Below are 21,520 nucleotides of genomic sequence, written 5' to 3' on the forward strand. Positions count from 1 at the left end.
CTATCCGTAATTCAACGTTGTTTTTATCTAGTTCTTCATGGCAAGATACGCAGACTGCTTTCATTACTTCACCCATACATTTCCTCCCATTTATATGAGTCACGTACCTCAAAGAGTTTAGAGACGCAAATTCATGCGGGTCCAACCCATTTGGAGGCACGTGCGGTTAAACGCAAGCTCCATAGGCAGAACCATCCGCACGCCAAGGAACCACCGCAACAGTACGATGACTTATGAAGGTGTGCCTTCGATAAGATTCGGTTGGAGTATAGCACGGCTGAAGCGCGAAGTGTGTCGAATTGTGTTGGTTATTCGACATTTCTGCGTTCCTTAATATGTCTGTACAACGTGGTATCTATTAAACATATCCGAACACCGCTGAATCTGTTAACATCACCGATGTAGACCTTACTACCCAGGAGGTTCCAATGACGCACCAAGCTCGGCATCGTACAGGCTGGCAAACTGTACTCATCTTGTTCTTTATCACCTCGGCCGTGGAATCTATGTCCATGAGCCATGTGTTCGCATTTATGCCGGTCTATCTACAGTCCATGCAGGTTCCACACGTGGAAACATGGGTAGGCATCCTGTCGGCTGTGACATTCGTGGTGGGACTGCCGCTGGTTCCATTGTGGGGGATTTGGGCCCAACGGTACGGCGGAAAACTGGTGGTCATACGAAGCGCCTATGTGGAGATGGCTGTCTTACTGATTCTTGGACTAAGTCACTCACTGTTTGGCGTTTTTGTTGCGATGATGCTGGTTGGCTTTCAGCTCGGAAACACTGGCATCATGTTGGATGCGATTCGTCAGGCAGCGCCAGATGAGCGTGTGGGGTTCGCCGTCTCCGTGTTCAGCGTATCCTCGTCGGTTGGGATGGCGGGTGGCCCACTGGTGGGCGGTGTGATCACTGGCCTGCACCTGCTCAACTTGCACGGATTGTACGTGCTCGATGGAATATTGTCCTGCCTCACCGGCTCCATGCTGCTGGTCCTCTATCGACAGCCCGCACTGCCGTCAGACCATCACGGGGCAAATATGGAAACCCGGCGTGAGTCGGCCTGGACAGCTGCGTGGAAATCGGTTCGTTTTACCTTTAGCTTACCGGTGACATGGACGCTGTTTGCAATCTATACCGTTCTGATGATGGCGCGCCAGATGATCACGCCGTACCTTCCTATCGCCATTGAGCGCCTGCCGCTCCACTCGGTCTCCACCACGGTGTCCATCGGCGGTCTGATGGGGTTGTCTGCAGTGGTCGGCGCGCTGATCACAGTCGTTGCTGGACGACTCGGCGACAAGGTAGGGTTTGTCCGCATCCTCATTTTGGCGTTTGCATGCTCACTTCCGGCAGTTCTGCTGCTTGGGCTGTCACGAGATGTACCATGGTTCATCCTGGCCCTTACGGTGTTCAGCGCAGGATACAGCATCGGTGGAGCTATGGTGTTTGCACTATTCTCCACACGGATTCCAGAAACGCATCGCAGCACTGCATTGAACCTGGTCTATCTTCCGCTTTATCTGGGAGGCATCATTGGCCCTGCCATGGCCTCTGGGCTCACACGGATTGGCCTGTTCGGTCCGTTCCTAGGGGCGGCCGTACTGTTCATGTTCGGAATCATGATCACGGTGGCAACGCGTAAGCGCACGCAGCAGGCCAATCTCCCCCACTTGCACAGTTATCGATAACTGGGTGAACGTTCTTCGATTCGTCGGAACGGACGGTTGCCATAGGTGCACGTGTCGCACCGTCAAGGGTAGTAAATTCCAAAACCGAACGGGAACAGAATCTGTCCGGGCCTGGAGATGTCGATTTTCTGCGGGAAGTTTTGAAGGTCCTTGCCCAAGCCGAGATGGATGCCGAGGTCAGTCAACTCGTGGTGCTGAGCGCTTCGAACGAAGCACGGAGCGCAAGAATTACCGTACGGATACCGCCGCAGAGAGTGGGATACGAGAGTCGGAACCATTCAATTGCAAACTCCCAAGCAGCAAGAGTGAAGTGTCTCGAATTTGCAAGGAGCTCGGTGACGCGGATCCGACTAGGTCAAAAATAGCATGCGCTTCCAACACCACGCCACTGAGCGTCACATCTTCAAAGCCACCATCGCTCTCACCGATGCCGGAAAAATCGAACCGAAAACTCGCAACGCATACGCGTTGCAAAAGACAACCATAAGTTAGAATTTTACAAATTTATCAACTTCAGACGATACACACAGCCCACCGAAGTCACCTCAATCCGTACTGTTTCAGCTTGCGCACGACGGTCGACTGGCTGACGCCAAGTATTTTTGCTATCTCGCGTGTGCTCGAACACTTCTCCAAGACGGCTTTGTAGATCTCGCGCTCCAAATTAAGCTTGTAATCTCTCCAACTCTCGGATTGCATAGGGACTTGCGCGCCCGCGCTATCCGTTTTACATTCGGTACCATCGTCAAGCACCGCTTCCGACGGATACCCCCTTCTTTTTTGACCGCATGCAAGAACTTCTGGCGGCAGATGATGCGGCTGGATGACGCGTTCATCCACCGTGATGACCAAGCGTTCTACCATGTTTTCAAATTCACGAATGTTACCTGGCCATGAGTATTCAAGAAACAGACGGATGCACTCTTCATCGAACTCCGGCCGAACGAGGTGATGCTTGACCGCAAATTGCTCCAAGTAAACGTCACTGAGCGGACGGATGTCCTCGAGTCTATCACGCAGTGGAGGGATTTCAATAGGGACCACATTCAGTCGGTAGAACAGGTCTGCGCGAAAGCGACCTTGCTCGACCATCTCTCGTAAGTTGCGGTTCGTAGCGGCGATGATGCGAATGTCAACGTGAATGGATTTGGTCGATCCGATACGCTCGACCCGGTGCTCCTGCAACAAGTCAAGCATCTTCCCCTGCAAATGCAGCGGCAAGTCGCCAATTTCGTTCAAAAACAATGTTCCGCCGTGCGCGAGCTCCACTTTCCCGGGCTTACCTTCACGCCGTGCGCCGGTGAACGATCCGCGCTCATATCCGAACAACTCACTCTCGAGCAAAGTCTCTGGAATGGACGCGCAGTTGATCTCCACCCACGGACCATTTGCGCGTCGGCTCATCTCGTGGATATACCTTGCCACGCGGTTCTTGCCAACCCCGGTTTCTCCGAGCAGCAGCACACACGCGTCCGTACGCGCGACGCGCAGCGCCACGTCCATACACCGACGCATCGCAGGGCTATTAGACACAAATGGCACTGGGCGCACCAAAGAGGTCCCTGCTTGTGCTGAATGCGAACGTACATTCAATGTGAGAAGTTCTAATTCCGAAACGTCCTTCGCGTAAGAAATGACGCGTTTAATGGAACCGTCCGCATGAAAGATCGGGTTCCCGGTCGAGATCAGTCGTCGGCCGTCAATGGTATTCTGCAACACCGTCTGCTGTTTGTGGTGGCGCAACACCATGGCAGTGACGGAAGGGTAAAAGATGCCTTGCCTTTCGAGGTCAAACACCGACTTACCAACCAAACCTCCAACGAGCGGGCCGTATAGTTGTTCGACCTTTTCGTTCACCCGGAGGGTCACGCCCTCGCCATCGGTTATGTACCACTCGTCGAGGGACGAATTGATCAGTTCCTCAAGCTCGTTGTTTTCTTGTTGGAGGGTCCACATGTTGTTTACATCCGGACCCTCCGGGAGCGGCAAACACTCAATCAAAATCAAGTTTGGACCGAGGACGTCTTTGTGCAGGATGTACGAGTAACCCTCAGGAAGTGCGTGCTCCCCAGTCCACGAATCGAATTCAAAGTGAGTACACACCGTTACTTTCGCAGCTTGGTTGGCCCACTCAATCCGCCCTCCCTGCTCGACCAAAAGCAATGGCGTATCAAGTGCATTGAGCACTTCTAATATCTTGGTCGTTTCCACACTGCGCACCTCGCACCTTTACAACGAAGTCATTTGAACTCCCCAAATGGATACCCACATCGTAGTACAAGTGAACCATATTTGAAACGAATTGATTCACATATGACTCAAAATTGCGATTTCTGCTGTTTCTGTGGAAGTACCAAAGACACTTTTCAACTTCCGCGTTCACGTTCAACTCCGGGAAAACACCCATTAATTTCAGTAAATTCCGATAAAATGTCGAAACAGACACGCTGTTATATGCAGCATGGCACGAAATTTGCGTTCATGTATTCATGCGGGCGTTGGAAGAACGGTTTTCCGAGTTCGCGATGAAAATAGAGAGAGGAGATATGTACGAATGACTCCTGAGCTCAGTGAATTGCTGAATGAAAACGCTAACATGACGTTACCCTATGAACTGTACGTTGACCCGTTGGTGCTGCGCCTAGAGTACGAGCGTATCTTCAAGAAGTCCTGGCAGTACGTAGGACACATAGGACAACTTAATAATCCAGGAGACTACATTGCTTGCACCATCGCAAACGAGCCTATTCTCATCGTGCGAGGCAACGACGGCCAAGTGCGCGCGTTTTACAACGTGTGTCCTCACCGCGGGACGAAGTTGGTTCAGGACGGTGCGGGATCCAAGAAAATTCTCCAATGCTGCTACCACGGCTGGACGTTCAAACTGGACGGAAAACTCCACCAGGCACCGAATTTCAAAAACGTCGAAGGGTTTTGCGGCGACGACTACTGCTTGAAACCTTTGCACGTCGCGGTTGAAAAGTCGCTGGTGTTTGTCAACTTGAGCGCTAACCCAGCTCAACTATCGTCTGATTTTGCAGACTTTTTTACAGACTTGGGCCAATTCAAGTTTCTAGATGACCTAAAACTGTACAGCTCCGAACAACGCATCATCAGGTGTAATTGGAAGACGTTCATCGACAACTACCTCGAGTGCGATCACTGCCCCATCGCGCATCCAAGCTTCGTCGCGACGCTCGACATGAATAAATACCAAATTATCAACGGGGACAAGTGTAACATCCAAGGGTCAGAAGTAAAGGAAACCCGCCGCGACCTCGACAACGCCGAAGTACAAGAGGGTCGCTTTTACTGGCTATGGCCGAACGTCATGTTCACGATTTATCCGGGTCCTGGTAATTTGCGGTCGATTCAAATGGTCCCCATAGACCACGAAACAACACTCGGGATCTACACGGTCTACCTGAAAGGCGACGAGCCAACGGAGGAACAAAAACAGCTCATGGCATTCACGCGACAAGTCGCGCAAGAGGACGTGGAAATCGTCGAACTGCAACAAATCGGGCTGGGTTCGAGCGCTTTCAAACAAGGCGTGTACTCCCCGACTGAACATGGCCTTCGCCTCTTCCACAACCTTGTACGTGCAGCACTGAAGTAATAGATCTCGCGCAAAAAAGGGGGGACTGTACATGAAGGTTGAACAGCGTAGTATCGACTACATTCCGGATTCAGAGCGTCACGGTAAAGCACGCGACCTGTTTAACATCTGGTTCAGCGGCAACATGCAACTCACGCCGGTCATGACAGGCGCGGTGGCCATCTCACTCGGCCTCAACGTATTCTGGGCACTCGTCGCCGTCGTACTCGGCAACTTGATTGGTGGGTTGTTCATGGCAACACACTCCGCCCAAGGGCCGAAGCTCGGCATTCCTCAGATGATTCAAAGTCGCGCGCAATTCGGTGTCATCGGGGCCATCTTGCCACTGATTCTCGTCATGGTCATGTATATTGGATCCGTCTACTACAGTGGCCTACTTGGCGCTCAAGCGATTCATAGCGCCATTCATGGCATTCCCGTATGGTTGGCGATGATTGTTCTCAACGGCGTTACTCTCATTGTCACAACATACGGTTACGACCTCATTCACGCCGTCGAAAAGTACTTCGCCATCCTGTTCGGAATCGTGTTCGTTGTCATCACTGTCGAAGCATTTCGCCTGCCATTGTCGGCAAATAGCTGGGCTGTGTCCGGGTTTAAGTTCGGACCGTTCTTGATGGCTCTGAGTATTTGTGCGACGTGGTTGCTCACGTACGCACCGTACGTCGCAGACTACTCTCGTTACTTGCCTCGGAACACGTCGCCGTGGGCGACGTTTGGATGGACGTACGCCGGTGGCGTTCTCGGCACTGGATGGACGATGGGGTTAGGCGTGCTCTTGGCCGCGGCTTCATCTAAATTCGGTGACAATCCGACGGGATTCCTTGCACAGATGGTTGGTCACAGTTTGGCGCCCGTGGTTTACATAGTCATCGTCCTGGGCATCCTCGGCGTCAATGTGCTGAACCTGTACTGCGCGTTCATGGCGACAGTCACGACCATCGAACCGTTCACAAAGATCAAGGTCACGCCGACGATGCGGTTTGTCATCTTAGCCATCGTCGACGCCATTGGAACATGGATTGGCATCGTAGGACAAGGCAGTCTGATTTCCATCATGAACGACTTCATGTTGTTGCTCCAGTACATCATGGTGCCGTGGAGCGCGATTAACTTGGTCGACTACTACCTACTCCGCCACGGAAACTACAGTGTCAAGGACATTTTCGATGTGAACGGCAAGTATGGAAGGTTCAATTGGATCTGTATCGGCGCATACCTCGTCACAATCGTGGCACAGATTCCGTTCATGAACGTGGACGGAGTGTACGAAGGACCCATCGCCAAAGCTTTAGGTCACGTAGACATCGCATGGATGGTGGCCTTGATCTTGCCGGCTGTGATCTACTACTTCGCAATGAAAGCCAAACTCAATACGACAGGCGAACTGCAAGAAATCCAAACACAAGCAGTTGTACAATAAACAAACCGATTGAGCCACCGATTGCATCCGATGGGTGATGGTAGCGAACGAGTCTCCTCACCCTTCTTGATGAATCGCGATCCACCCCAAAGGTCACCCGGACTCACGCACACATGTGAAAGGTAGGTACATGAAGTTGAACAAATACCACATTGCTGTCATCCCTGGGGACGGCGTAGGAAATGAAGTTGTTCCGGCAGCTATCCAAGTGCTAGACACTGTTGCAGACATCCACGGCGGTGTGAAATTTGAATGGACGTACTTTCCGTGGGGATGTGAGTATTACATTAAGCACGGCGTGATGATGCAGGAAGACGGTATCGAAACCTTGAAATCGTTCGACCAAATCTTCCTTGGCGCGGTCGGTATGCCAGCCCTCGTACCGGACCACATCTCGCTCGGCGGTCTACTGCTTAAGATTCGCCGCGAGATGGAGCAGACAATTAACGTCCGCCCTGCGAAACTGCTGCACGGCATGAAGTCACCACTCGCCAATCCACAGGACTTCGACATCTTGGTCGTACGCGAAAATTCCGAAGGCGAGTATTCGGATGTTGGAGGACGTATTCACAGAGGCGAGGATGAAATCGCAATGCAAACGGCCGTGTTCACACGGAAAGCGTCGGAGCGAGCAATGCGTTACGCGTTTTCGCAAGCTGCGAAGCGGCGAGGTCACGTGACAAGTGCAACGAAATCAAATGGCATTCCGCACAGCATGACGTTCTGGGACGATGTGTTCAAGGAAGTTAGTCAATCGTATCCGGATATCCGAACAACGAGCACCCACATCGACGCTCTGGCGGCGTTCTTCGTGATGAAGCCACACGTGCTCGACGTCATCATCGCGTCGAACCTGTTTGGGGACATTTTGACTGACCTCGGTGGTGCCATCATGGGCAGCATCGGCATTGCACCCGCCGCAAACCTGAACGTGGAGCGCAAGTATCCATCGATGTTTGAGCCAGTGCATGGATCAGCACCGGACATCGCGGGCAAAGGCATCGCGAATCCGATAGGTCAAATTTGGACAGGTAAGCTGATGCTCGACTTCCTCGGATACGAAGACTTAGGTGCGCTGATTTTATCGGCAATTGAGGACACGCTCAGCGATAATGTGAAGACAGCTGACCTAGGTGGTGAAGCGACTACACCAGAGGTCACAGCAAAGATCATCGAACATGTGAAACGGAAGGCGAATTCGCCGTCGTGACCGTCATCCGTTCACTGAAGCGCTGGACACCAAATGGACATCCAGTCCGAAGTGAAGATATGCAAAAGGCGCGGGAATCGGAAATCCGATAACCCGCGCCCTGACAGGCATCTCTGGCGGAAAGGGTGGGATTCGAACCCAAGGTAGCCTTTCGACTAGAAAGGTTTTCAAGATAACTACCCGTCATTTACTCCTATCTGCAGCTTGTTTCGCCATTCGTATCGTCCAGTCTGCTCGCGATATGAGCGTGTATGTCATTCCGATCATTTTGTTGAGTTCACCTCGTGATGCGAAGTCTGACACCCAACTGGACACCCAGCGGCCACCCTAACTTCAGCATACACATTTTCAAACAAGTATCCCCCGATTGTATGACAAAGAGCTTTGTAAAGGGTTTACAAAGCGAGATCCATCTTTCTATGCATCATGGTTACAGCCCTTCAAACTTATGCTTCAGCCATGTCGGTTCATACGGACCGGTCCCATCAGCCATCGTGATGAACTGACGGGACGCCCCATACTACGTCTTACATAAACTCCGGGAGGTTTGCAATGCACCTGCGACCTCGTTAGTTAATCATGAAATTCTCTTCTGCAAGCAAGTGTTGCGGCTTTTGTCCAATCGGATCCTTCGCGAAATCTTTCTGTATCGCACCGCGTTTCAGGGAGTTATCCAAGGAAACCATGATCATACCTTCATCGAGAGCAAGGTACGAATCTGCCACCTTCGATGTACGCACGTTCACCGAATCATAATAGCCAAACGGCCCGATGATTGCCGGATATTTGCTAGCCATCGTTTGCAAGTTTTGAACCGCCAACTGTGGCTCAAATTGGAGCGCTAAGAAACTCGCATGCGGCGTAATGGTCCCGTCCTCATCGTAGTTAACCGTGCCAAGCCCCGGGACCCCATACACCCCATACCCGTCGTCCGGAAGTGCACACGGTGAAATGCCCCATACTGGATAATTCTTTTGTTTTGCGTATTCAATTTGAAGGTCGACCATACGCTCGTCGTTTAATCCCAGACCGTTCGGTGCTTTGTCCTTTTCATCTAGAACCAGTGTTGGCATCAAGGCTTCAAACATACTTCCGCCCCAGCTTGGCACATACTCCACTCCATTCAAGCTATAGTGCCCTTCGAATACGGGGACACCATCGTGGATTACTGTTGTGCCTGCTGGAATTTGATTCTGCCAGGTCCAGTCAGACGGAAGTGTGCGATACACCCCCCACCATAGGGTTTCGGGTACGTGGCCTTGCCCGATGGCAATGTAATCGGCGACTCGGGACTCCGTGTTGATATTCCCGTAGTGCCAGGTCTGCATCTGATTAGAATCTGCGTCATAACCGCCATAAAGCTGCTTGTACGACGCATCATATAGTCTGGAGAAATCCATCGCGTTCAGCAGTGCTGACAATTGAGATTTATACTGTGGGAATGCTTCACGAGCGACAACTAATCCTGCCGCAAACCAACCATCGTCGACAGTTGAAACGAAGTGTCCGTTTTTCTGAGTATTGACCGTTCCATCGGCAGTGTTGTACCAGTTATACAGAAACCCATTCCATTTATCGAGTGAGTTCAATTCATGAATGAGATTCCTCATTCGCACACTCGCTTCGTGCTGATTGATAATGTTGAGGTCTTTGGCCGCCACAATAGACATCATATACATTGCAATATTTGTCGGAGAGGTGTCCGTTGCTGGCGTAAAGCTGCCGTTTGCTACGTCAATTCTATCTGCTGGCAACCCAGTAGGGTTGTCAGTTGCCTTCACAAAGAACTCCCATGTTTCCTGAGCCGACTTCATAAGAAAGTCCTTCGAATGCACACTTGTCGCGGCTGATAGTGGTGCTGCAAAGGTAGGGGTAGAAAATCCAGCGATCGTGACAGCGCTTACACCCGTTGCAATGAAAGTCTTTGCCAAATGTCTGTTCATATTCTTGTAATCATCCTCCACTAAAATCGAAACGTTTCGATTATTCCCTAAATTTTAGTCTATACATCACTCAAATCTATGTCAACGCCTTAAGCCGGAAGTTTTCCTCACAGATCAAAGTGACAGAAATCCAACCATGACACTATTGCGTGCCTCTGAAACCCATGTGAACAGGGGAATACAACCAGCCCCGTTGTTTCAGAGTACTCGTCAACGGGGCTTATCGGTTATCATGATATTGATACACCTAGTAGATTTCGACCGAACTGGGTCATCCGTTTAATGCTTCAGATGGACCGTCATACTGGTTAGGCGCAGGACCGGAAATGACAATGCGATAATCGTTGCTCGCGATGTCTGTTCCTTCGGGGCTGCGGATGAGAATCTCCAGTTCATACTCCCCAGTGTGGGCATCACCGGGAATTTGATATTTCACGGATTCCACCTCAAGGCAGCTGTCAGCCGTTATCCTAACAGTCTGCTCGGCAATCACGCATGTATTCTCACCCCGAGTCAACCTGACTTCAACAGTCGCATTTTCCTCCACGTTTTGCGTATCATTCACAATCCATATTGGAATCGACAGTACGCGCCCAGGAAGCCAGCGTTTGCGTGGTAGGACCATCAAGGGAATTACCGGTTGGTACGCTTTCCGCAACGCTTCATAGCCCTTTTTTGGAACTCGATTGACATCAATAACAGACCACGAAACCGAGGGCCAACAGTCCATGAACATGAACTGGAATACAGCGCCTACTTTACTGTACTTCTGACGCCGATAGCTCTCCACGATGAACTTGAGTAATTCCGCTTGATAGGTCTGGGATCGCTCGATAACTTGTTCCATGCTGCCTTCCAAAGATAATCCTGCGATATTGACGGTCTCGTCCCACTGAAAGTTATGGTAGGCAAGTTTCTCCCAATTCATTTCGTCCCCGGTAATTACGTCCATCACTTCTTTACTTGGAAATGCTTGCGCTCCAAACTCCGTAACCAAGGGCCCCATCGGTGCTTCACGAAACGCGGTGTAGTCATCCAAGTACCAACCCCAGTACGGATGCTCCTTGAAATCCGATTGCTGATGGACATATCGCGTGCCGTCCATCCCACGAACGATTTGGTACAACAATAAATCCAGTGAATTCGCATTCGTACTGGGCTCGTTATGGCAACACCAAGCGCAGATACACGGATGGTTGTAGAACTGGTTGACCATATCCTGGATTTGGGCGCTTGCTGAGCTTAAAACATCACTCTCTTCGAGATAACTCCACTGAAGCGGGAAGTCCTGCCATACCAAAATGCCAGCGGCATCGCATGCTTCGTAGAACTCCCGACGGTTGATATGTGCATGCACGCGCACTGCATTTACGTTACCTTCACGTAACAGCTGTATATCCGTCGAGATGACTTCATGCGTGTAGTTCGACAGCCACTGCGTCGGAATGACATTCGTCCCGCGCAGAAAAAGTCTCTTTCCATTTAAATACCAGATGCCTGAAGACTTGTCGTATTGGATAGTACGAAGCCCTGTTTTTACGACCACCTCGTGTGGCTGTTCCGCCTCGAGACGGATTTTCACATCATACAGATGTGGTTCACCCAAATCCCACGTCCACCAAAGTTTTGGATTCGAAACCTTCACAACTAGGCTATGGTGCGACAATCCATTTGGCAACGAAACACGTTGAGTGTACGTTTGCCCTGCAATGTCCAGCGTGAGCGTCCCATAACACCGCCGTGACGCATTGACCGTTACATTGGCGTGGACAAACGCGCAATCTCCCTCAAGACGAACCGTTTGCAACTTCACCGATTGGACATACGCATTGGGGCGTGACTCCAGTGCCACGTCACCCCAGATGCCACCTGTACCCTTACTCTGCCCTAACTGCGGGTTCCATCCACCCGGTCGAGCGTCGTGATGGTTGAAGACGCCCTTAATCAGTACCTTTCTGTCCGGCCACAGGGTCTTTTCGTCTTCACGTGGTGATTCCACCATCACAACGAGTTCATTTTCCAAGCGGAGAACATCGGTGACTTCATACTCGAACGATTGAAAATACCCGACATGAGTTCCAAGTTCTATACCGTTCAAGAAGACGGTGGCTTGATAATCAACACCACGGAACGTGAGGAACATTCGTTCGTTCGGCAGCGAAGACAGCTGAAACTTCCTCGTAAAGCGAACGCGTCCGTTGAAGTCATGGAGCCCCCCCAGCTCCCAGTTTTGTGGAATCTCCATTTGTCCCGCTGGGGGGATGTCGTCGCGCGAAGTAACGACCCCGTTCTCCGTGATTGTCACCCTCTCTACCGGTTCATACCTCCACAATCCATTGAGGCTCAGCTTCATCAATGTGCACCCACTTTAGGAAAGGAATGGTTGGACACAACGCGAAAGCTCACGCGCTGCGGCTTGGAACTCGGTGGAATCCGAACAATCTTGTTTCCATGTGCGGGCTCAAACTCCAGTTGAGTGGAGCCCCCTGCTTCCAGTTGCATATCCTCGGCGAGCGCCCACGACACGATTCCGGATTGTCCTGCTGGCACATATACCTCAACATCGATACCTGCTTCGGTTGTATCAACACGAACGACCTCCACGGTGCTGTAGTTGATGATCACGCCATCTGCCAACTGGAACTGGACAGGGAGCAGCTTCCCGGATCTTGGTTCAAGATGTACAGTGTTTCCTCCAAATACATCCTCGCGTCCGCGGATAACCCGAGTCTCACGCGCTATATCGTCAACGTTGATGATAGAAATCAGAGAGCCATCGGAACCAGTGCGAGCGGTGACCACGACGTTCTCATCCGTCACTTGGAGATGTGGCTGAATGCCCATCAGATGCGCTAACCGGTGAATAACTTCCAACTGATACTGGTATTCATGCGTCAATCCAACTCCGAGAACCAGAACACGCCCTTGACCCAGCCCGCGGACATAAGCAGTGACTTCTTCTTCACCCTGTTCGCCATGCGCAACCAGTGTCGCGTCGTCAGGCTTTGCGAACACCGTGTATTGCCGACAAAAGACAGAGTCGATATCACAAACAGTAACCCGGTGGTATCCGTGATGTTCCGAAACGATGGAGACACCACAGTTTTGGGCGAGAATCTCACACATTTCGCCGTTGAGATCATACATGGGCACCTGCGGTCCAAGAATCAGGTTGCCGCCATTCTTCACATAGCCAACAAGCTTTTCTTGGGTGGCCCTATCCATGTACTTTGTCGTACACATCCAAAGCGTCGGATATTGTGTGACATCCAGGTCGGTCTTCAAGACATCAACAGCCCCATAAGAGATATTGCCTGCGGATAGCAATCGCCACATTCCGTCGAAGTGGAAATGTTCGCGTTGCGACGCGATTTCCTGAATCACACGTTGCACAGTCGGGTCTTGGCAATTGACCACCTCGGTGGCGTAGTACGGGGGGTAGAACCCAATGTACGTATCAGCTACTTTTGGAGATTCACAGAGCATTTCTCCAAAAGTGTTGAACAACTCACCTAGGTGTCTTGTGACCCCGTACGATGGACGCAGGTCACCATTTGACGCAATTGGCGCTTGCCATTCATGACGACGACCAAACAGGCCAATGCCCTCAACGTTGTCACCGCCGCAGTACATGTAGTAATTGAGTGCGTTCATGCCACTTGCCACGCAAAGACGAGTAATCAAATCGACGTCACTCGGATACACACGGGGCCGGTCTGCTAACCGCCCTGATTGAAACTCTGCAGAAAACAGGGGTTGTTCGGGATTTCCGACGGCCTCTGTGAGTGCTGAGCTCAGCAGAAGGTCATGAAAATTGTCATAGCCAATCTTGCCGGGATAGAAGTCCCCTGCAAGGACGACGTCATCCACAGTTGCGGCATCGCGTAGTTGGGACAATCCAATCGGGTAATCCACACCGCGACTGTATACGGAAAAATCCTTAAATCCGTGCACGTTAACGATAAAAGGTACATTGATGCCGTTCTCTTCTGCCATTTTCTTCAAGGCTTTGACGTATTCGGCATAGTCGTGACGAGCGAATTCTGCCCACATCCAATGCGATGCGAGCTCGGTTTGAGGCTGAGCTTTGACACTACTTTGATATACTTCGAAACGTTGGAGTGCATGTGGATTGTGGTCCGCGGTATTTGTAACCCAGTGCAACATCCCTATTTCATTGTCGAGTTGAAACATGATAATCGGTCCGCCATTGGTAATCAACCGTGGTGCAACGCGGGAACACACTTCCTTGTACCATTTCTCAACAATTTGTAAGTAGGTGGGATGGAGATAAGACACGACACGTGTCGGATGGACTTCACCAGATTTCGTCCGTGCAATCACCTCAGGATAGGCATCGAGCAACCATTGAGGTATCCCTTCGTTTTTCAGCTCCGACATCACGTATGGGCCTGGTCGTACGATGCAATACAGACCAAACGAGGCACACAGGTCAAGGAATGCAACGAGATTTCGACGGGGATGTGTCGTTCCTTCAAAATCAAATTGACCTTCTTTCGGTTCATGCCAAATCCAGGGCACGTACGTGCTCACCAAATTGAAGCCAGCATCTTTGATTTTCTGCAAACGGTCGGCCCACTGTGACGGGTCGATCCGAAAATAGTGACACTCGGCTCCATACAGAAACGTCTTCTTGTCATCAATGAGAAAATGTTTGTTTTGATAGCGTATCACTGTGGTGCCTCCATCTTGATGTACTGTATTCGAATCCAGCAGCCGAACTGGTCAGTTCTTGAAGCACGCCGTTTGATGTCGACTATCTCCGGTCAATGAAGGAATGGATGTTCTACACCGGTCCATGACATGCGGACAACGCGGCGCGAATGGACATCCTTGTCCTGCAGCCCCTTTCACAGGTGCAACCAATGCCTGTTTCCTGGTTATGGACACCTCGGGTGCCCTGGACGCGGTCCTCACTTTAGGTTCGAAGGGATTTGGGACCGATTCGAGCAACAATTCGGTATACGGATGGCTTGGGTTCCGGAGAACTTCATCGGAAGTTCCCCGCTCGACAATGTGCCCACGGTACAAGACGATGACTTCATCAGCCAACACGCGAGCACTCAACATGTCATGTGTAATGTAAATCACAGACATGTTGCGTGTGCGGCGAATTTCATCTATCAGATTAAGAACATCCGCTCGAATCGAGACGTCCAGCATGGATACAGGTTCGTCAGCGACAATCAGCTCCGGTTCCGGCGCAATAGCACGGGCAATGACCAATCGTTGCCGCTGGCCGCCAGACAACTGGTGTGGTTTCTTGTTCATAAACTGTTCTACAGGTGTCAGTCTGACGGTGGACATGATACTGAACGCGCGTTCCCGGGCTTCAGCTTCGCTGAGCCGAAGGTGTCTGCGCAAAGGCCGCATAATGCTGTGTAGTACGGTGTTTTGTGGGTTTAATGCGGAAAACGGATCTTGGAAAACCATCTGAACGTGCTTTCTGTAATTCCGCAGTTGCCTCGACTTGAGAGATTCAACGTGCCATTCTCCAAACGTGATGCGACCTTCCGTCGGTTTCTCGATTCCGGTGATCAGCCGCGCCAACGTACTTTTCCCGCTTCCACTCTCTCCGACAAGAGCAACAATTTTCCCGGGTTCCACCGTAAAGTTCACCTTATAAGCTGCTACCGTAGAGTGACCGCGACCTTCATAGACTTTGCTGACATCTTTAAGTTCAAGAACGTATCGACCTGGTGCTGTCTGCTTGTTTTGGAGCCCTTGTTCCCTCAAACTCATCGCACGGTCACCTCCTTTGGCGCGTACAAATGACATAACACAGATCCTTCTTCACGTTTTACCAATCTCGGTGTCTCAACAGCGCATATATCCATCTTCTTGGCACAGCGCGGCGCAAACGGACATCCGCGTAAAACTGCCCGCAAGTCAGGCGGCGAACCGGGAATACCCGACAGCGACACATGCTCTGCCCGTGGATTTGCGTAGCAACCAAGCAGTGCTTGGGTGTAAGGATGCTCAGCTTGTTCCATGAGCATGGATGCGGGTTTGTCCTCCACAATCTGCCCTGCGTACATGACCATGACCCGCTGTGCCACTTCGAGTACCAGCCCCAAGTCGTGGCTGACAAACAGGACTGAAAAGCCTAATTCCCTCTGAAGGTCACTAAGCATCGTCACAATCGAACGCTGAACAACGGCGTCAAGCGCAGTCGTCGGTTCATCGAGAATGACCAGGCGCGGCTTTAACACCAAAGACAACGCAATGGCCGCACGTTGTTTCATTCCTCCGGAAAGTTCATGTGGATATGACTCCATGACACTTGGATCCAAATCTACAGCTGAGAGAAGTTCAGCAATCCGCTCCGTCATCTCGGCCTTACTCATGTTCGAATGCTCGCGCATGACGTCCATAAATTGATGCTTGATCTTCAACACAGGATTAAAGGCGTTCATCCCCCCCTGAAGGACCACCGACAATTTCGACCACCGCAAAGCGCGCATTTGTTCGCTAGGGAGTTTCCGAAGGTCTTGCCCATCAAGCATGACTTCGCCCTGCACGTTATTTCGCTTCGGATCGAGCAACCCGGCGATGGCAAAGCCAAGTGTGGATTTACCACACCCCGACTCTCCGACCAAACCCACGAATGTGTTGTCAGGGATGTCGAACTGCACACCTCGAACTGCTGCCACGCCTGCACTACGGCGCGACTTATAGGTAACCCATAGGTCCTTGACCTGCAGCATGTCATCAATCCTCCTGCAAACGTGGGTTGGCCACCGCGTCAATTCCGAAATTAATCAACGTAAGCGACGCAGCAAGTAGTGCGATACAAAGGCCTGGTGCAATAATCCATGCCCACTGCCCATCGAGTAATGCATCTCCGTTTTGGGCCCAGTAAATCATCGTGCCCCAACTGGTGATGCTGGGATTTCCCAGGCCAAGAAACTCGAGACCGGCTTCGGCGAGAATTGCTCCAGTAACAGCCCCAAAGAAGTTCGCAATGATGTAAGACAACATGTTCGGAAGTATTTCTCGAAAGATAATCCACAAAGAAGATTCACCAGCAAATTTTGCGGAGACAACGTAGTCTTGTCGGCTTAGCGTTAACATCTGTGCGCGCAAGGTTCTGCCGCCAAAAGCCCAACCGGTGATGGACATGACCAAAATGATTTCACCGATTCCATGATGTGGAATATATGCAGCAATCAAAATCATTAGAGGCAGACCCGGGAGAACAAGCATCACATTCATCAAGAGCGACAAAACGTCGTCCACCCATCCTCCGAAGTAGCCAGCCACAAAACCTACGACCAAAGCCACGCAAATGACGATGGCTCCAGACACAAAACCCACAAAAATGGAAACTCGAGCCCCGTTCAGCAGTTGTGTTAATACGTCCTGGCCACTCTGTGTCGTTCCGAGCCAGTGCGCCAAAGATGGTCCTTTTCCCGGCGGAAAATGTGTATCCGTGAGAGAATACGGTGCAATCCACGGGCCAACAATGGCCATGAGAACAAATACTGCAAGGATGATAATGCCAATCCGAGCCTTCTTATTTGACCATACGACTTGAAACGCGTTCGGTTCCTTGGTAGGAAAGGGATCTATCGGTGCATCAGATTGTCCGTAAACCGGCGCAAGGACGGTAGCAGCTTGCTGTTGTTCAACGTAGGATGAGGGATCCTGAGTTCTTTCGACTGTCATCTCACGGCCCCCTTACGCAATCGGGGATCGAGTATGCCTGACACGATATCAGCGGCGAAGTTCGCCAACAGAACAGATATGGTGATACACAAGAACAAAGCTTGTAACAACGGATAGTCCTGGTTCGAGACAGCGGTCTCCAATAGATAACCCATACCTGGATAAGCGAACACGGTCTCCATCAACAGAGAGCCGCCGACGACCAATCCTAGCGACATTGCAAAGTTAGCGACAATCGGCAGCAAGGCATTGCGGGCTGCATACCGGATGGCAATGGTACGATTTTTCAGCCCTTCTGCTCTAGCCAACAAAATGTAGTCTTCGCCGAGTGTGTTAATCATATTGTTGCGCATGCCGAGTAATGAGCCACCCACACCTGTAATAAAAATCGTGATGGCTGGTAACACACTATGGTAAAGAGCGCTTCCGATAAACTGACCGTTGAACGCGGGAGCAAGTGCTCCATTGTAACCACCGGAAATCGGGAACCATTTGAGAATGAATCCGAAAACATAAATCAAAGCCAAGGCGAGCCAAAAATATGGGAATGCCGAAGTAAAAGAGAGCAGAACGGTGGCCGTGGAATCAAATTTCTTTCCTCGATTCCAAGCAGCATACACACCGAGCAATGTACCTACAACAAACTGCAGAATTGTTATCAGACCTACCAGAATCAACGTCCAAGGCAAAGCGTTCAAGATGACGGAAGACACCGACTGAGGGAAGTACGAGTAGGAGATACCAAAGTTTCCGTGCACTAAGTCCCATAGGTAGTTCCAATACTGACTCCAGAGCGATCCGGTGGGCAGTCCAAGCATGAGCGCCAAAGCCTTTTCTTGGGCCGGACTGATCGGCCCTTGCTGAGCAAACTTCGCCATCATCGCTTGCGCTGGATTTCCCGGCATGAGACGAGGAATAACAAAGTTCAATGTAACGGCAACCCAGACGGTCAATATGAGAAATCCTGTCTTTCGAACAAAATACCTCATATTCAATGCTCCTTTTATAGGATGCCATCCTGGGCATTTGCCCAGGATGGTTCGATGAGTCTTACGAACGTGGTTGCAAGTGGGTCAAAATCATAAGCGGCGGTTGTCCATACGGAGCTGGCAACGCATACGGATTACTTGCGCTCGGCCAACCCGTGAATTTCTTGGTGCTAAACTCGCTCCACGTTGCACCGTAGAACAAGTTGATGACCGGCAATTGGTTGTACATCACCTGTTCAATCTGACTGGCGTCCTTCTTCTGAGTCGCCTGATCGGTCGCTTGCTGCCAGTTGCTCAGCAACGAGTCAACCTGTGGATTGGACCAACGTTCCTGGTTCGCTGTGGCACTCTGTCCTATCGGTACTGCAAATTGACTGTTTAGCAACGTGTTATATGACGTAAATGGACTTGCGGTTCCCCCATACGCTAACAGGGCACCGTCAAACTGACCCGTTGACATGCTTTGGCTATAAGCGGCGTATTGCGGTGTGGAAACGGTGACATCAATCCCTAGTTGTGCTAGGTTTGATTGGATAACCTGGACGGTTTGAATCCAGTCCGACCAGCCATTTGGAACTTCGATGCTGAACGAAATCGGCTTCCCTGACTTATCGAGCAACTTGCCCTGGCTGTTTGTTTTGTAACCTGCTTGTTGAAGAATCTGTTTTGCTTTCTGCAGGTCGTATGGATACGTGCCTTGATTCGGGAGCGACGAATCCAGCCATTGCTTTTGTCCCGGCAGAATGAGGCCCGTCTGGCTCGCTACGGAGACATAGCCATCTTCTGCTTGCTGTGCAATCTGGTTCTTGTCGACGGCGTAGGCTAGTGCTTTGCGGAACTGCACGTCGTCAAACGGCGCCTTCTTCAAATTCAATGCCAGTGAGATGATTCCGCCTGCCGGGAACCAGTAGGTGTTATAGTTCGGATCTTTGTCTACGTAGGTCTGTTTCACATTAGGCAGGAACAGTGTTGCCCAATCCCACTGGCCTGAGGACAACTTCAGTGCAGCCGTCTGGTTGTTGCCAAGCACCGGGAAGATGAGTGTGTCAACCTTGACCTTGTCAGCCTGCCAATAGCTTGTGTTCTTTCGCAGGGTGTACTGGTATGGAGTAAAAGTGCCCACAACGTACGGTCCCGTGCCAACCGGATTCGTTACCATTTCTTTCGCCGGTTCAGTGATGGTCGACCACACGTGCTCAGGAACAATCAACGTACTTGCAATCTGGTAGAAAGTAGGCACGTTCGGACGCTTGAACGTGAACACGACCTGGTCGCCGTTCGCCGTGACACTGCTCAACACCTGCCACACCCCCTGTGAATCCAAGGAAGGATACTTCTTTAGATAATTGAAGGTAAAAGCTACGTCCTGCGCACTGAATGACTTCCCGTCATTCCACTTCACACCATTACGGACCGTAACAATCAATTTCGTGTTACCTTGCCACTGATAACTCGTACCCAACCAGGGGGTAACCGTTCCATCCATGTTATTTACAAAGAACAAGGGTTCATAAATGTAGTTAGTACCCGTACGGTTCGACGGAGCAAATGGGTTGAAGTTGTCTTGGAAGGTCGGTGATCCGTTGTCAACACCTATCGTCAAGCTCGAATTTGTAGACGAAGCAGGTGTACTTCCCGGCGCATTTGAATTCTGAGCGTTCGTTGTCGTCGTGTTCCCACAACCGGCTAACGTAGCTCCCGTGACACCTAAAACCCCAACCACCGCGACGATTGATTTCCAGCTTGGCATCTTAGATACAGCCCCCTCTAATTTCAACAGATTCAGCATTTCACGTTACTCGTGTGCCATCGAAACGATACAATCCGAGACGACACAGAGCCACGCAGTGTATAGCAAGGGATGAACCCCTATACACTCAGAAATNATGTACCTCTTCTGCAATGCCGACATGTTTCTAACGTTCGAACCTGTCGTCCTCATCAGGCCGTGACACTTGTGTCTCGTCGTTGCGAGGATTGTCTGACTACCAGCTCTGTTGCCAAACGCACCGGTTGCAACTCAAAATTCCCAGCAAGCGCTTGAAACAAGAGTTGCGCGGCAACGGAACCCATTTCGTACATTGGTTGTCGTACTGTTGTAAGCGGCGGTTGGACGTATTCCGCAATTCTGATATTGTCAAAACCAACAATCGCGACGTCGTCCGGAACACGAATCCCCTTCTCTGAAAAGGCTTTCAAAAGCCCGATAGCCATTTCATCGTTAGACGCAAACACCGCATCCGGGAGAATCGGTTGCGCACTCATCACCTTTCCGACAACATACCCACCTTCCTCGGTAAACCCCCCCATGTAGTCGAATCGTTTCGATTCAGGGGCCGAGAATTCTTTCATCGCTTTAACATATCCTCGGTACCGAAGCTCTGAGTCCAACGTATCAGCTGGACCACTAATAAAGACAATGCGGCGATGCCCCAACTCGAGTAGATGTTTCGTAACTTGGTACCCGCCCTGCTCGTTGTCCACTCGAACGCTATACACGTAATCCGCAGTCAATTCCCTGTCTAAAACAATGACAGGTAAATCAGGGCCGGCCGCCGTTACAATTGTCTCGTCATCCACGTCAGGAGCGAGAACAATCACACCATCTACGCGGCGTTCCGACAGTAGGCGGACAGCGGAACCGTTGCGGCCGCCAAGCGATCCGCTCGCGATGGTGTTGTATCCCTTACTCGTTGCAATGTCTTGGACACCACGGATGATTTCGGAGTAGAACGGACCACCCAAATCATGAAGCAAAATACAAATTGTCTCCGTACGACGCGTCTTCAAGTCACGAGCAATACCATTAGGGCGATACTGCAACTGGCGCGCTACTTCAAGAACACGCCTACGCGTGGACTCCTTGACTCGCGGATTGTTCCGTAAGGCGAGAGACACTGTAGACAGCGCCACATTGGCTGCCTTCGCAACATCCTTCATCGTCGCCACGTGGTTC

At 51.0% G+C, this 21,520-nt stretch carries 14 protein-coding genes and 1 pseudogene; 5 read left to right on the forward strand and 10 right to left on the reverse strand.

The window, feature by feature from the left end:
* The first annotated feature begins 428 nt into the window (after positions 1-428).
* Positions 429-1,691, forward strand: a complete 1,263-nt coding sequence (locus YWK_RS0106085; RefSeq protein ID WP_026964098.1) for an MFS transporter — start codon at positions 429-431, stop codon at positions 1,689-1,691.
* 101 nt (positions 1,692-1,792) lie between these two features.
* Positions 1,793-1,988: pseudogene (locus tag YWK_RS22355) on the forward strand (transposase); the annotation flags it as partial.
* Between the two features lie 243 nt (positions 1,989-2,231).
* On the opposite strand, the gene YWK_RS0106095 reads toward YWK_RS22355, so the two are convergent.
* Entirely contained in the window at positions 2,232-3,902 is a 1,671-nt protein-coding gene (locus YWK_RS0106095; protein WP_051375214.1) for a sigma-54 interaction domain-containing protein, read from the reverse strand.
* A gap of 343 nt (positions 3,903-4,245) precedes the next feature.
* Between YWK_RS0106095 and YWK_RS0106100 the strand changes: the two genes are divergently transcribed.
* From YWK_RS0106100 to YWK_RS0106110, 3 genes are all read left to right on the forward strand, one after another.
* On the forward strand, positions 4,246-5,310 hold the full coding sequence (locus tag YWK_RS0106100; RefSeq protein ID WP_026964101.1) for an aromatic ring-hydroxylating oxygenase subunit alpha: 1,065 nt from the start codon (positions 4,246-4,248) through the stop codon (positions 5,308-5,310).
* A gap of 31 nt (positions 5,311-5,341) precedes the next feature.
* Entirely contained in the window at positions 5,342-6,733 is a 1,392-nt protein-coding gene (locus YWK_RS0106105) for a purine-cytosine permease family protein (protein ID WP_026964102.1), read from the forward strand.
* A gap of 136 nt (positions 6,734-6,869) precedes the next feature.
* Positions 6,870-7,943: a tartrate dehydrogenase gene (locus YWK_RS0106110; protein WP_026964103.1), complete on the forward strand. Its 1,074-nt coding sequence runs from the start codon at positions 6,870-6,872 to the stop codon at positions 7,941-7,943.
* A gap of 569 nt (positions 7,944-8,512) precedes the next feature.
* Here YWK_RS0106110 and YWK_RS0106115 read toward each other — a convergent pair.
* The 9 genes from YWK_RS0106115 to YWK_RS0106155 all read right to left on the reverse strand — a co-directional run bounded on the left by YWK_RS0106115 (position 8,513) and on the right by YWK_RS0106155 (position 21,504).
* Positions 8,513-9,886: a glucoamylase family protein gene (locus tag YWK_RS0106115; protein WP_051375217.1), complete on the reverse strand. Its 1,374-nt coding sequence runs from the start codon at positions 9,884-9,886 to the stop codon at positions 8,513-8,515.
* A 271-nt stretch (positions 9,887-10,157) separates the two neighbouring features.
* Positions 10,158-12,239 carry a glycoside hydrolase family 2 protein gene (locus tag YWK_RS18565; RefSeq protein WP_051375219.1) on the reverse strand — a complete coding sequence of 694 codons (2,082 nt, stop codon included), beginning with the start codon at positions 12,237-12,239 and terminating at the stop codon, positions 10,158-10,160.
* Entirely contained in the window at positions 12,239-14,581 is a 2,343-nt protein-coding gene (locus tag YWK_RS18570) for a beta-galactosidase (RefSeq protein WP_051375222.1), read from the reverse strand. Before YWK_RS18570 ends, YWK_RS18565 begins: the two co-directional genes overlap by 1 nt.
* A 51-nt stretch (positions 14,582-14,632) precedes the next feature.
* Positions 14,633-15,649 carry an ABC transporter ATP-binding protein gene (locus YWK_RS21800; protein WP_169727145.1) on the reverse strand — a complete coding sequence of 339 codons (1,017 nt, stop codon included), beginning with the start codon at positions 15,647-15,649 and terminating at the stop codon, positions 14,633-14,635.
* Positions 15,646-16,614, reverse strand: coding sequence for an ABC transporter ATP-binding protein (locus YWK_RS21805; protein ID WP_035466177.1), 969 nt, complete (start codon positions 16,612-16,614; stop codon positions 15,646-15,648). The genes YWK_RS21800 and YWK_RS21805 overlap by 4 nt, the downstream gene beginning before the upstream one ends.
* A gap of 4 nt (positions 16,615-16,618) precedes the next feature.
* Positions 16,619-17,575 (reverse strand): ABC transporter permease, encoded by a 957-nt coding sequence (locus YWK_RS18580; protein ID WP_051375224.1) that lies wholly within the window; start codon positions 17,573-17,575, stop codon positions 16,619-16,621.
* Entirely contained in the window at positions 17,572-18,564 is a 993-nt protein-coding gene (locus tag YWK_RS0106145) for an ABC transporter permease (RefSeq protein ID WP_026964106.1), read from the reverse strand. The genes YWK_RS18580 and YWK_RS0106145 overlap by 4 nt, the downstream gene beginning before the upstream one ends.
* Positions 18,565-18,625: 61 nt before the next feature.
* A complete protein-coding gene (locus YWK_RS0106150; protein ID WP_051375226.1) occupies positions 18,626-20,314 on the reverse strand; it encodes an ABC transporter substrate-binding protein in 1,689 nt (562 codons plus the stop codon).
* A gap of 191 nt (positions 20,315-20,505) precedes the next feature.
* Positions 20,506-21,504 (reverse strand): LacI family DNA-binding transcriptional regulator, encoded by a 999-nt coding sequence (locus tag YWK_RS0106155; RefSeq protein ID WP_245578523.1) that lies wholly within the window; start codon positions 21,502-21,504, stop codon positions 20,506-20,508.
* Positions 21,505-21,520 lie beyond the last annotated feature (16 nt).

This window comes from Alicyclobacillus pomorum DSM 14955, from assembly GCF_000472905.1.
In the GTDB taxonomy this organism is placed as follows: Bacteria; Bacillota; Bacilli; order Alicyclobacillales; family Alicyclobacillaceae; genus Alicyclobacillus_A; species Alicyclobacillus_A pomorum.

Bases quoted from the DNA above. Each gene is read 5' to 3' on its own strand.
- YWK_RS0106115 (WP_051375217.1), bottom strand. From the start codon at position 9,886: ATGAACAGACATTTGGCAAAGACTTTCATTGCAACGGGTGTAAGCGCT.
- YWK_RS0106085 (WP_026964098.1), top strand. From the start codon at position 429: ATGACGCACCAAGCTCGGCATCGTACAGGCTGGCAAACTGTACTCATC.
- YWK_RS0106145 (WP_026964106.1), bottom strand. From the start codon at position 18,564: ATGAGGTATTTTGTTCGAAAGACAGGATTTCTCATATTGACCGTCTGG.
- YWK_RS0106150 (WP_051375226.1), bottom strand. From the start codon at position 20,314: ATGCCAAGCTGGAAATCAATCGTCGCGGTGGTTGGGGTTTTAGGTGTC.
- YWK_RS0106155 (WP_245578523.1), bottom strand. From the start codon at position 21,504: ATGAAGGATGTTGCGAAGGCAGCCAATGTGGCGCTGTCTACAGTGTCT.
- YWK_RS0106100 (WP_026964101.1), top strand. From the start codon at position 4,246: ATGACTCCTGAGCTCAGTGAATTGCTGAATGAAAACGCTAACATGACG.
- YWK_RS0106105 (WP_026964102.1), top strand. From the start codon at position 5,342: ATGAAGGTTGAACAGCGTAGTATCGACTACATTCCGGATTCAGAGCGT.
- YWK_RS18565 (WP_051375219.1), bottom strand. From the start codon at position 12,239: ATGAAGCTGAGCCTCAATGGATTGTGGAGGTATGAACCGGTAGAGAGG.
- YWK_RS18580 (WP_051375224.1), bottom strand. From the start codon at position 17,575: ATGACAGTCGAAAGAACTCAGGATCCCTCATCCTACGTTGAACAACAG.
- YWK_RS21805 (WP_035466177.1), bottom strand. From the start codon at position 16,614: ATGCTGCAGGTCAAGGACCTATGGGTTACCTATAAGTCGCGCCGTAGT.
- YWK_RS21800 (WP_169727145.1), bottom strand. From the start codon at position 15,649: ATGAGTTTGAGGGAACAAGGGCTCCAAAACAAGCAGACAGCACCAGGT.